Here is an 11,290-nt window from a genome sequence, read left to right as displayed (position 1 = left end):
AATGGTCGCCGTGGACGACAAGAACCTGACCGCGAACACCGCCAGCCCGAACCGCACCAGTCTGTGGGGTGGCCGCTTCGCCGGCGGCCCCGCCGAGGCCCTGGCCCGGTTGTCGGTCAGCGTCCAGTTCGACTGGCGGTTGGCGCCGTACGACATCGCCGGTTCCCGGGCGCATGCCCGGGTCCTGGCCGCCGCCGGTCTGCTGGACCCCGACGAACTGGGCCGCATGCTGGCCGCCCTGGACGACCTGGAGGCGGCCTGCGCCGCCGGGACGTTCCGCCCGACCGTCGACGACGAGGACGTGCACACCGCGCTGGAGCGTGGCCTGCTGGAACGGCTGGGTTCGCTCGGCGGCAAGCTGCGCGCCGGGCGGTCACGCAACGACCAGGTCGCCACCGACCTGCGGCTGTACCTGCGTGATCACGCCCGTGGGCTGGCCGCCCAGCTGGTCGAGCTGGCCGGGGCGCTGGTGGAGCAGGCGGAGCGGCACCTGGACACCCCGGCGCCGGGGATGACGCATGTGCAGCACGCCCAGCCGGTGACGTTCGGTCACTGGCTGCTGGCCCACGTCCATCCGCTGCTGCGTGACCTGGACCGGCTGCGGGACTGGGACGCGCGTACCTCGGTGTCGCCGTTGGGCGCCGGCGCGCTGGCCGGCTCCGGGCTGCCGCTGGACCCTGGTGTGGTCGCCAAGGAGCTGGGCTTCGAGACCTCGTTCGCCAACTCGATGGACGCCGTCGCCGACCGGGACTTCGCCGCCGAGTTCCTGTTCGTGACCGCGATGATCGGCGTGCACCTGTCCCGCCTCGGCGAGGAGGTGGTGCTCTGGACCTCGCAGGAGTTCGGCTGGGTCGAGCTGGACGACGCCTTCGCCACCGGGTCGTCGATCATGCCGCAGAAGAAGAACGCCGACATCGCCGAGCTGGCCCGGGGCAAGTCCGGTCGTCTCGTCGGTGGGCTGGTCGCGGTGCTGACGATGCTCAAGGGCCTGCCGCTGACCTACGACCGGGACATGCAGGAGGACAAGGAGCCGGCGTTCGACGCGGTGGACACCCTCGCGCTGCTGCTGCCGGCCCTCGCGGGGATGATCTCCACCATGACGGTACGGGTGGACCGGCTCGCCGCCGCCGCGCCGGTCGGTTTCACCCTGGCCACCGAGGTGGCGGACTGGCTGGTCCGCAAGGGGGTGCCGTTCCGCGACGCGCACGAGATCACCGGCAAGCTGGTGGCGCTCTGCGCGGCCCGGGAATGTGCCCTCGACGAGGTCTCCGACGACGACCTGCGGCTGGTCAGCGAGCACCTGGACGCCAGCGTGCGCGACGTGCTGTCGGTGCGTTCGGCGCTGGCGGCGCGGACCACGCCGGGTTCCACCGGCCCCGGGCCGGTGGCCGACCAGTTGGCCTCGGTGGTGGAGCAGCTCGACCAGTGGCGGGCCTGGGCGGCGGCGTCGGTCGTGCCCCGCTGAGGTTGTCGACCCGCAGGGGCAGCCGGTCGTGGGGTCAACCGGCGACCGTGCGGTCACGTGGTGCCGGTGCCGGCCGGCGGGAACCGGTAGGCGCGGTCGACCCGGGCGACGTGCACGGTGAAGCTGGCGTACCACCGGGCCCGGCCGGCGTCCTGGGCCGCCTGGTGCTCCACCTGCCGGTGCCAGGCGGCGATCGAGGCCTCGTCACGCCAGTAGGAGACGGTGATGCCGAGGCCGTCGCCGCCGCGGGCGGTGTCGACGCCGAGGAACCCCGGCGCGGCGGCGGCGAGCTCCAGCATCCGACGTGCGGTCTCGGCGTACCCCTGCGGGTCGTCGTGGCTGAGCCGGGAGGTGAAAACCACCAGGTGGTACGGCGGGGACGGGGTCTGTGCGGGGTTCATCGGTCGCTCCCGGGGTGTGGTGTGCTGGTGCCATGAGATCACCCGTACCGGCCGGCGACCTGGCGGCGGTGCTCGCCGGGCCGGTCGACGTGGCCGCCCGCGCGTTGCTGGGCTGCGTGGTCACCGCCGGTGACGTCGCGGTCCGGCTCACCGAGGTCGAGGCGTACGCCGGGGTCGGCGCGGATCCGGCCTCGCACGCCCACCGGGGCCGTACGCCGCGCAACGCGGCGATGTTCGGCCCACCCGGACGCCTCTACGTGTACTTCAGCTACGGCATGCACTGGTGCGGCAACGTGGTGACCGGCCCACCCGGCGAGGCGGCGGCGGTGCTGCTGCGGGCCGGGGCGGTCGTGGCCGGCCACGGGACCGCCCGGCGTCGGCGCGGCGTACGGGTGCCGGACCGGGATCTGGCGCGGGGGCCGGCCCGGCTGATGGTCGCACTCGGTCTGGACGGTGCGGCCACCGACACGTCGGTGCTCGACGGCTGCGGTCCGGCGTCGTTGACGGCACCGGCTGACCCGGTGGAGGTCGCGGCGGTCCGCAGCGGGCCCCGGGTCGGGGTGGGTTCGGCCCAGCAGACCCCGTGGCGGTTCTGGCTGGCCGACGAGCCGACGGTCAGCGCGTACCGTCGTGCCGCGCCCCGCCAGCGCACGGCCCGGCGGTGAACCACCAACGGCCCGGCGGTGAGCCGGCCAGCGGACCTGCGGTGGACCGGCTAGCGGACCTGCGGGGTCGGCCGCTCGGCCCAGGTCAACAGGCCGTCCTCGACGGCGCAGCGGGCAAGGTCGAGCTTGGTGTGGGCGGGTCGTCCTGCGGCGGCGTACTTGCGCTTGACCCGCTCCAGGTACTGCTTGGCGGTGCCGACGCCGACGCCGACGCGTCGGGCCGACGCGTCCATGGTCAGTCCGGACAGGTAGGCGACGAGGACGGCTGTCTCCTGCGGCGACAGTCGTGGGGTGCGGTGGCGCGAGGATGTGGACACGATGGCCTCCCGGAGCGCGGTGACTCCGGAAGGTTAGGCAGTTGACTCCCAACGAGTCAACGAGTTGACTGTGATTAGTCGGGCAGTCCACAACAGGACGGCCAGCCCCACAGATTCGACTCGTGTTGCCCGCCGCCCGAGGCTCCGGTCAGACCGGTCGCTACCAGGGCGAGTACCCCGACCAGCGCGGCGAGCAACGCCACGCGTACAAGCTTCATCGCTCCTCCTTGAGGTGAGTTAACCTGCACGCAGTAAATAAGGGGGCCGGACGTGAGTCAACAAGTTCACCCGGACTTCCCTCGTCGGCTCCGCGCCCTGCGGACCGCGCGCAACATGACGCAGCGCGAACTTGCCCGGGGAAGTCTGTCGGTCAGTTACATCTCGCTGCTCGAGTCCGGCCGGCGCTCGCCCAAACCGGAGGTGCTGCGCGAGCTGGCGGCCACCCTGGGCTGCTCGGTGGCCGAGCTGGCCGGTGACGCCGACGCCGAGGCCACCCGCCCGGCGGCGCTCACCCTGTCCTACGGCCATCTCGCCATCGAAGCCGGCGACCCGACCGAGGCGGAACGGCAGTTCACCGCCGTGCTGACCACGGACCCGCCCGACCCGGTCACCCGATCCGAGGCGCAACTCGGGCTCGCCCGGGCGCTGGCCGAGCAGGGCCGGCTCACCGAAGCCGCCGCGCAGTACGAATCGCTGCTGCGCGACAACCCCGACGGGCCGGCCTTCGTCGCCTCCCTGGGCATGGTGATCAGCTGGATCCGGTGCCTGTACGAACTCGGCGAACTGCAACGGGTCGTCGAGGTCGGCATGGGCACCCTGGAGCGCGTCGACCGGCTCGGCGCCTGGGAGTCCGAGGACGCCGTCCGCCTGCTGGCGACCGTCGCCGCCGCCCACTCCGAGCTCGGCGACCTGCGCCAGGCCGAACGTCTGCTGCGTGAGGGGATGAAACGCGCCGAACGGATCGGCTCACCGCGCGCCCGCGCGGCGCTGCTGTGGAACGCCAGCCAGGTCGCCTGTGAGCAGGGCAGCTATCGGGAGGCGCTGGAGCTGGCCGGGGAGGCGCTGACCTTCTTCCGGCAGGACCGGGACCGGCGCAGCGCCGCCCGACTGCTCACCGCGTACGGCTGCATCCTGCTCAGCCACAGCCCGCCCCGCCTGGACGAGGCGCGGACGACCTTCGAGCGGGCGCTGCGGGAGCTGACCGAGATCGGCGGCGGTATCGACCGCGGCTACGTACTGACCGAACTGTCCCGCACCCTGCTGTTGCAGGGCGACGCGGCCGCCGCCGCCGACACCGCCCGCCGGTCACTGACCGAACTCGGCGGCCAGGCCCACCTGGAACGGGCCCGGGCGCAGACCGCGCTCGCCGCCGCGCTGGCCGCCACCGACGAGGTGGAGCAGTCCCGGGAAACGTTCGCCGAGGCGGCCCGGACCCTCGCCGGGCTGCACGCCTCCCGGCAGGCGGCCAGGGCCTGGGCCGAACTCGGCGACATGCTGGCGGACACCGGCGACCCGGTGGGCGCGGTCGAGGCGTTCCGCCAGGCCACCGCCGCCGTCGCGTTGGGCCGGCCGCTGCCGCAGACCGCTCAGCCGGCCCGTCGGGCCGGATAACCCCACCCCGTTGCGAGGTCGTACAGCGGGTCCGGCAGCGCCAGGTCCGGCACCTCACGCGGTGGCTGCACCGTGCCGGTCCGGATCCGGCCGGTCCAGTCGCCCAGGCCGGCCTTGATCGTGCCGTGGTCGAACCGGCCGTACTCCAGCATCGCCGGTTCCCACTCCAGCCCGAGGAAGGCGCAGATCCGCCGGGTCGCGGCCGCCGGGTCGGCCGTCAGGTCCTCGTAGCGGACCGTGTGACCAGGCAGCGCCCGCCGTGCCTCGGCCAGGCTGGACAGGTACCGCCCGACGCTGTCGGCCGCCTCCTGCGGGGTCTGCTGCGGGCGGGCCCGCGACCAGGAGTCGAGGATCGCCGCCGGATGGCGCAGCAGGAACAGGAACCGGGCATCCGGCCAGACCCGGGCGATCCGCGACCACATGAACACGTTGTGCGGGGTCTTCTCGGCCAGGATCCGCTTGCCGCTGCGTTGCAGAGCGGTGTCCAGCACCCGGTCCCACAGCAGGTGGGTGACCTCCTGGGCGTCCAGGCCCAGTTCGGCCATGCTGTTGGTGATGTAGTGGTCACCCAACTGCACCCGCAGCTTGCTCAGGTGCAGTTCGTGGGGGGCGTAGATGGCCGAGTGGCTGTCCAGCATCATGCGCAGCAGCGTCGACCCGGACCGTACCGACGACAGGACGAAGACCGGCTGCCGCAACAGCCGCTGCGGCCGACGGACGAGCAGCCCCCGGCCGCCCCGTCGAGAAATCTGCACCCCGGTCGACCGCGCGATGCGTACGGCGAGGTGGTGCTTCCAGCTCATACGGTCCGACCTTAGGAACCCTAGCTGGGAAAATGCTAGGGGTAGCCGCCATCGGGCATCGGTGGGCCCGGCCGGGACGAGGAGCGCGACGGGCCGGACACCGCCGGTGCCGCCGGGAGTGGCAGGATTCGCAGTCGTCCCGGCTGGGCATTGCTGGGCGACCCGGACGGGCGCTCGTCCGCGACCCGGACGGGCGCTCCACGCGCGACCCGGACGGGTCCGCTGCGGCGCGGTGGCGACGACGGAAGGTGCACACGTGCAGGGGTACGGGACGCAACTCGCACTCGTCGGGGTCCTGGTGGTGATCAACGCCGTTTTCGCCGGCAGCGAGATCGCCCTCGTGTCGTTGCGGGAGAGTCAGCTGCAACGGCTCGAACGGTCCCGGCGCACCGGCCGGGTGCTGGCGAAGCTCGCCAAGGACCCGAACCGCTTCCTCGCCACCATCCAGATCGGCATCACCCTCGCCGGCTTCCTGGCCTCGGCGACGGCGGCGGTGTCGCTGGCCCGACCCCTGGTGCCACTGCTGGAGGCGCTCGGCGGTGCCGCCGAACCGGTCGCGGTCGTGCTGATCACCCTGGTGCTGACCTTCGTCACCCTGGTCTTCGGTGAGCTGGCCCCCAAACGGATCGCGATGCAGCGGGCCGAGCAGTGGGCGCTGGCGGTGGCCCGGCCGCTGGATGTCCTGGCCAGCCTGGCCCGACCGGCGGTATGGGCCCTCGGCGCCACCAGCGACCTGGTGGTACGGCTCACCGGTGGCGACCCCAAGGCCGCCCGGGAAGAGATCAGCCCGGACGAACTTCGTGACATCGTCGCCGGGCACCGGGCCTTCACCGTCGAACAGCAGACCATCATCTCGGGGGCACTGGAGATCGCCGACCGTCGGCTGCGGGCCGTGCTGGTGCCCCGGCTGGAGGTGTTCTGCCTGGACAGCGGCACCTCCGCCGAGGCCGCCCGGATCGTGCTGGCCGCCTCCGGACACTCCCGGGCTCCGGTGGTCCGCAACGGGATGCTCGACGACACCGTCGGCGTCGTCCACCTGCGTGACCTGGTCGGCGTACCGGACGACCGGCCGGTCGACGCCGCCGCCCGCCCGCCGATGCTGCTGCCGGAGTCGCTGCCGGTCGTCGACGCTCTGCGGCAGTTCAAGGCCGAGCGCCAGCACATCGCCCTGGTGGTCGACGAACGTGGCGCCGTCGACGGCATCGTCACCCTGGAAGACGTGCTCGAGGAGATCGTCGGCGAGATCTACGACGAGACCGACCGGGACGTCCGCGCGGTCCGCACCGAGAGCGACGGTACGTTGCTGGTGCCCGGCACCTTCCCGATCCACGACCTGCCCGACATCGGGGTGGAGCTGCCGGCCCGCCCCGCCGGGGACTACACCACGGTCGCCGGTCTGCTGCTGGCCAGGCTCGGTCACATCCCGACCAGCAGCGGCGAGTCGGTCGCCATCGACGGCTGGACGCTGACCGTGGCCGCCGTCGACCACCATGCCATCTCCGCCGTACGGCTGTGCCGGGCGCCGGACCGGGACGCCGCCGCCGACAGCACCGACGCCGCCGTGGCCGCAGACCCGGTCACGAACGGTTCGACCGAGCCGCGCTGACCCTGCGCCGACATGGTCGACCAGCGCGGCCGCGCGCGGGTCGGACCCGGTCAAGGGCTGGTCAGACCCGGTCAGACCGGCGGGCGCTGGAACACCAGGCAGTAGTCACCGGTCAGCCAGGCCGGCGGCGCGTCCCAGCAGAGGAACACCTCCTGGCACAGCGTCAGGTGCGCCCCGACGACCCGTCCGACGTCCCAGGCCAGGGTGGTGACCCGACCGTCGATCCGCATGTTCGCCACGTTGACCACCGCGTACCCGCCGGGCCGCAGGACCTGGGCCACCTGCGCGAAGATGTCACCGATCTCCTCCAGGTAGGTCGGGTAGTGGCCGTCGAGGGTCTCGTAGGCGTTGAGCGGATTCTCCGGGTGGTTCACCGCGTCCATGTACGGCGGGGAGGTGAGGCAGAGGTCGACTGGGCCGGGCACCAGCGTGCGCAGCTTGCGCGCGTCCCCGTTGAGCACCTCCACGCTGCCGGACCCGGACCCGGACCCTGCGCCGGCAGCCAGCCGGCTGCGGATCAGCTCGACCCGCTCCGGTAGCAGCTCGATCCCGACCGCCTGCCGGCCCATCCGCTGCGCGGTGACCAGTGTGGTGCCGAACCCGGCGAACGGGTCGAGCACTGTGGCACCGGGGACGCTGTACTCGGCGAGCACCGCCTCGACCAACGACTCCGGGAAATGCACCTCCTGGTCCTCACCGTCGGGCAACTGCGCGGCCAGATCCGCGGCGGACAGGTGGAGCCAAGGTCTCACCGCACCATTGTCCCCCGACCTGATCCGCGTCGGCGACCGGTGTGCCCGGGGTCAGTCCGCGTCGTCGGCCGGCGACGCCGGGCCCCGGTTGCGCAACGCCACCCAGGTGGCACCGAACACCACCGCGCCGGCCACACAGACCGCGACCGTCCGGCCGTTGCCGGTCCAGCCCAGCCACTGCTCCAGCAGCAGCCGCGACCGCGACGACGGGTCCACCAGGGTGATCGCGACGAAGACGGCGGCCAGTGTCCCGGCCCCCAGCGCGAACGAGCTCGCCCACGGACCCTCCGGTCCGAAACGCCGGTGCAGCACCATCGTCGCCCGGACGATTCGCCGGGCCCGCACCAACCGCAACGTACCCACCGTGTACAGCAGCCGCAGCACCTGCAACGGGCCGAGTGCCAGCACCGTCACCGGGACCACCACCAGAGTGAACCCCACCAGGCCACGGTTGCGCCGTAACCAGCCGAGCCGGTCACTGGACAGCGCCAGCAGCACGACGCTCTCCGCCACCAGGACCGCCCCGCTGACCCAGTGCAGCACCTCGCCGAACATGGCCAACGTCCCACCGGCCAGCGTCAGGAACACCGCCGGCACCGACGCCAGCGCCGCGACCAGCACCGGCACCGCGAGCCGCCGCTCCCACCGGGCGCTGCGGTCCTCGGTCGGCCCGCCGGTCATGACGTCTGGTCGCTGGCCCGCTCAGCTTCGCCCGCCGACGGCACCGACACCGGAATCTCCCGACCGAGCCGGGCACCACCCTGCAGACGCAGGTCGTCGCCGCTCCAGAACCGGCCCGGGTCGTACCAGTTGCTGCGCCGGCCCGTTGGCAGCAGTCCCATCGCCTCGTACGTGACCGCCACCACCTCGGCGCAGTAGACGCTCTCCCACTGCCCGGCCGTGCGCTGGCGCATCGCCGGGGCGGGCACCCGCCCGCGCAGCCAGCGCCAGGCCAGTTGCGCGGTCGACGGGAACGGCGTGCCGTCCAGCCGTGCGACCGTCCGCAGTACGGCGTCCTCCATGGCCGGGTCCGCCGGTGGATCCAACTGCCGCAACCAGCCCCGTTGACCGTACCGGCGGGCCCAGACGGTGACCGCGTCACGCAGATCGTGCAGCTGCACGCCACGATGATGGGTGCCCGACCACATGTCCGGCAACGAGCGACCGAGCTCGGCGTGCCACAGCAGCGGCGGAAGGTCGTCGATCACCACGGCCATGCCCACGTGGTTCACCGGGCTGTTCGTGGTCAGCTGGATGGCGCGGTCGGGCACTGTGCGCCCGCGGAACAGCCACAGGTCACCGGTGCGGGTCAGCTCCACCGCAGCGTCGAGGGTAAGTGGGCCGCCGGTCATCCGACTACCCTAGGCGGATGCGTTGGTGGAAGGTAACGGGCCTGGCCGCGTTCGTCGGCGTCGCGGCGACCGGTGCGGTGATCGTCCGGGCCGAACGGCGCCGCCGGGCCTACACGCCGGAGGAGGTCCGTGGCCGGTTGCGGCAGCGACTGGCCGAGGCCGGACCGGCCGCCGCGTCTGCGGACGCGGACGCGGACGCGACCAGCTGACCGTACGGTCACAGCAGCTCCGCCTGGCGCAGCAGATGCGCCAGGCCGGCGCCGTCCGGCGCGGACAGCCAGCGACGCCCACCAGGTCCGGCGGTACGCGACGTCTCGCCCGCCGGCGCCGGCAGGTTACCGGCCAGCACCGCCTGGGTGGGGGAGAGCCGGCGGATCGCGACAGCCGCGACGCTGTCGGGATGCTCGGCGGCGAATTCGGCGTAGATCTCCTGGTCGTGCTGGCCGTCGTCGCCGACGAGCAGCCACCGCACCTGCGGAAACTCGTCAGCCAACCGGGCCAGGCTGGCGCGCTTGTGCTCCCGGCCGCTGCGGAACCACCGTTCCGCCGTCGGCCCCCAGTCGGTGAGCAGCAGCGGACCCGCCGGGTACAGATGCCGGGACAGGAACCTGCGCAACGTCGGCGCGACATTCCAGGCCCCCGTCGACAGGTAGAGCACCGGCGCGCCGGGATGTGCGGTGACCAGACGCTCGTACAACACGGCCATCCCGGCCACCGAGGCGCGCGCGTGTTCGTCGAGGACGAACGTGTTCCACGCGGCCAGCATCGGCCTGGGCAGCGCGGTCACCATCACCGTGTCGTCGATGTCGGAGATGATGCCGAAACGCACCTGCGGATCCACGATCCGTACCGGGGCCTCCACCGGTTCGGCGTCGCCGCTGTACAGCCGGACCGAGGCCCAACCCGGCGAAAGGTCGGCCGGCACGACGGTGTCCACGAAGCCGCCCCGGTCGGCCTGCACCTGGTGTTTGCGGCCGCCGGCCTCGATGACCACCGGCGCGTGCTTGACCGGCAGGGTCGCGAAGCTGCGCCAGCCCCGGACCTTGTGCGGACGTCGGGGGTGCGGATCCGGGCGCCCCAGCAGCACCCGCGCCATCACCCGCACCCAGCCCGGAGCGCCGTAGCCGGTGTACGGGATCAGCGTCACGTCCCAGCCGCGCCGACGCAGGCGTCGTTCGAACAGGGCGTGGATGGCATCCTCCAGCCGCACGGCCCGCTGGGCACCACGAGCAGCCGGGCTCACGGGAGTCATCGCCACGGTGCCACCCTGCCACAGCGGTCCCGTTCGGGCGCGGCGTGGTGATGGCCCGGGCCGCCCGACATCGGGCCCCCCGGACCGGGCCGCAGCGAACGGATCACCCTTCCGGAGCAGACAGCAGCACCGACAGACGGCGGATGGCCGCAGGGCGGGGCCAGTAGTAGACCCAGGTACCGCGTCGTTCGCAGTCGACCAGCCCGGCTTCCCGCAGCACCCGCAGATGGTGCGAGATCGTCGGTCCGGTCAACGCGAACGCCGCCGAAAGGTCGCATACGCAGACCTCCGCCCCAGCGGAGGCGATCATGGACAGCAGCCGCAGCCGGACCGGGTCGGCCAGTGCCTTGAACGCGCGCGCCAGTTCACCGGCGTGCTCGGCGGGAACGGCGGCGCTCATCAACGGCGCGCAGCAGGGCACACCGGTGCCACCCGGCTCGACCAGGGTCTGCTCCATGGGTCAACCTTGGCAGCCGGCGGTACACCCGGCAAGCACAGCGCCGCCGTCGCGACACCGCGCTCGCCGGGACTGTGCCCCGACCGGACCGGTCAGGCCGGATCCAACTCGATCTCCACCCGGGGTACGTCGACGAGGCTGTTGTGCACCGTGCAGTGGGCCGCGACCGCCCGCAGCGCCGCCCGCCGTCCCGCCGGCAGATCGGCCGGTGCGGTGACCTCGATCCGGATGGCGCTGACCCGCGCCGGCCGGTCGGTGGCCATCACGTACCGGGCGGAGACGGCGAGACCTTCCCTGGACAGTCCGTGCCGCTGGAGGTAGCGGCCGGCGTAGAAGGCGACGCAGGAGGCGAGCGAGGCCACGAACAGTTCGACCGGGGTCGGTGCGCCGTCGTCGCCGCCGTTGGTCGCCGGCTGGTCGACGAACACCTGGTGACCCCGGACCTGCACCGCGTACCGTTCACCGTCGACGTGACGCACGGTCAGCCCGGCTCCGGTCGGATCGTGCCGGACCTGCGGCACCCGTTCGGTGACCATGGTGTTCATCGTGGTGCTCCTTCCGCCGGTGACCGATCCTGCTCTGCCGGCCACCTTCAGCACACCAGTTGGC

15 protein-coding genes are annotated in these 11,290 nt (G+C 72.8%); 5 read left to right on the top strand and 10 right to left on the bottom strand.

Features of this window, described 5'->3' with window-relative positions; genetic code table 11:
• The first annotated feature begins 1 nt into the window (after position 1).
• Complete coding sequence (gene argH, locus O7608_RS22350; protein WP_289206463.1) at positions 2–1,465, top strand: argininosuccinate lyase; 1,464 nt, start codon at positions 2–4, stop codon at positions 1,463–1,465.
• 53 nt (positions 1,466–1,518) lie between these two features.
• Here argH and O7608_RS22345 read toward each other — a convergent pair whose 3' ends face one another.
• The gene (locus tag O7608_RS22345) at positions 1,519–1,866 is read right to left on the bottom strand and encodes an antibiotic biosynthesis monooxygenase family protein (RefSeq protein ID WP_289206462.1); all 348 of its coding nucleotides are present in this window, start codon (positions 1,864–1,866) and stop codon (positions 1,519–1,521) included.
• A gap of 32 nt (positions 1,867–1,898) precedes the next feature.
• Between O7608_RS22345 and O7608_RS22340 the strand changes: the two genes are divergently transcribed.
• The gene (locus O7608_RS22340) at positions 1,899–2,531 is read left to right on the top strand and encodes a DNA-3-methyladenine glycosylase (protein ID WP_289206461.1); all 633 of its coding nucleotides are present in this window, start codon (positions 1,899–1,901) and stop codon (positions 2,529–2,531) included.
• A 50-nt stretch (positions 2,532–2,581) separates the two neighbouring features.
• Here the strand turns inward: O7608_RS22340 and O7608_RS22335 are convergent, their stop codons facing one another.
• Together O7608_RS22335 and O7608_RS22330 are read right to left on the bottom strand one after the other, a co-directional pair.
• Positions 2,582–2,848, bottom strand: a complete 267-nt coding sequence (locus O7608_RS22335; protein WP_289206460.1) for a helix-turn-helix domain-containing protein — start codon at positions 2,846–2,848, stop codon at positions 2,582–2,584.
• A gap of 74 nt (positions 2,849–2,922) precedes the next feature.
• Positions 2,923–3,066 carry a hypothetical protein gene (locus tag O7608_RS22330; RefSeq protein WP_289206459.1) on the bottom strand — a complete coding sequence of 48 codons (144 nt, stop codon included), beginning with the start codon at positions 3,064–3,066 and terminating at the stop codon, positions 2,923–2,925.
• 52 nt (positions 3,067–3,118) lie between these two features.
• On the opposite strand from O7608_RS22330, the gene O7608_RS22325 reads away from it, so the two are divergent.
• A complete protein-coding gene (locus tag O7608_RS22325; protein ID WP_289206458.1) occupies positions 3,119–4,459 on the top strand; it encodes a helix-turn-helix domain-containing protein in 1,341 nt (446 codons plus the stop codon).
• On the opposite strand, the gene O7608_RS22320 is transcribed toward O7608_RS22325, so the two are convergent.
• On the bottom strand, positions 4,435–5,262 hold the full coding sequence (locus O7608_RS22320) for a sulfotransferase family protein (RefSeq protein WP_289206457.1): 828 nt from the start codon (positions 5,260–5,262) through the stop codon (positions 4,435–4,437). The two genes, O7608_RS22325 and O7608_RS22320, sit on opposite strands and share 25 nt — an antisense overlap.
• A gap of 256 nt (positions 5,263–5,518) precedes the next feature.
• Between O7608_RS22320 and O7608_RS22315 the strand changes: the two genes are divergently transcribed.
• Positions 5,519–6,868: a hemolysin family protein gene (locus O7608_RS22315; protein WP_289206456.1), complete on the top strand. Its 1,350-nt coding sequence runs from the start codon at positions 5,519–5,521 to the stop codon at positions 6,866–6,868.
• A 71-nt stretch (positions 6,869–6,939) separates the two neighbouring features.
• Here the strand turns inward: O7608_RS22315 and O7608_RS22310 are convergent, their stop codons facing one another.
• The 3 genes from O7608_RS22310 to O7608_RS22300 are packed head-to-tail and all read right to left on the bottom strand — an operon-like array spanning position 6,940 to position 8,972.
• Entirely contained in the window at positions 6,940–7,620 is a 681-nt protein-coding gene (locus O7608_RS22310; protein ID WP_289206455.1) for a TRM11 family SAM-dependent methyltransferase, read from the bottom strand.
• 51 nt (positions 7,621–7,671) lie between these two features.
• A complete protein-coding gene (locus tag O7608_RS22305) occupies positions 7,672–8,301 on the bottom strand; it encodes a hypothetical protein (RefSeq protein WP_289206454.1) in 630 nt (209 codons plus the stop codon).
• The gene (locus O7608_RS22300; RefSeq protein WP_289206453.1) at positions 8,298–8,972 is read right to left on the bottom strand and encodes a hypothetical protein; all 675 of its coding nucleotides are present in this window, start codon (positions 8,970–8,972) and stop codon (positions 8,298–8,300) included. The genes O7608_RS22305 and O7608_RS22300 overlap by 4 nt, the downstream gene beginning before the upstream one ends.
• Positions 8,973–8,989: 17 nt before the next feature.
• On the opposite strand from O7608_RS22300, the gene O7608_RS22295 reads away from it, so the two are divergent.
• On the top strand, positions 8,990–9,181 hold the full coding sequence (locus O7608_RS22295; protein ID WP_289206452.1) for a hypothetical protein: 192 nt from the start codon (positions 8,990–8,992) through the stop codon (positions 9,179–9,181).
• 8 nt (positions 9,182–9,189) lie between these two features.
• Here O7608_RS22295 and O7608_RS22290 read toward each other — a convergent pair whose 3' ends face one another.
• The 3 genes from O7608_RS22290 to O7608_RS22280 all read right to left on the bottom strand — a co-directional run bounded on the left by O7608_RS22290 (position 9,190) and on the right by O7608_RS22280 (position 11,226).
• Positions 9,190–10,224, bottom strand: coding sequence for an App1 family protein phosphatidate phosphatase (locus tag O7608_RS22290; protein WP_289210989.1), 1,035 nt, complete (start codon positions 10,222–10,224; stop codon positions 9,190–9,192).
• Positions 10,225–10,327: 103 nt separating this feature from the next.
• Positions 10,328–10,681, bottom strand: coding sequence for an ArsR/SmtB family transcription factor (locus O7608_RS22285; protein ID WP_289206451.1), 354 nt, complete (start codon positions 10,679–10,681; stop codon positions 10,328–10,330).
• Positions 10,682–10,773: 92 nt separating this feature from the next.
• Positions 10,774–11,226, bottom strand: a complete 453-nt coding sequence (locus tag O7608_RS22280) for an OsmC family protein (RefSeq protein WP_289206450.1) — start codon at positions 11,224–11,226, stop codon at positions 10,774–10,776.
• Positions 11,227–11,290: the final 64 nt, after the last annotated feature.

It is taken from the genome of Solwaraspora sp. WMMA2056 (assembly GCF_030345095.1).
In the GTDB taxonomy this organism is placed as follows: Bacteria; Actinomycetota; Actinomycetes; order Mycobacteriales; family Micromonosporaceae; genus Micromonospora_E.
Note: the sequence above shows the minus strand (reverse complement) of the source record. Positions and strands in the feature narration are given on the sequence as shown.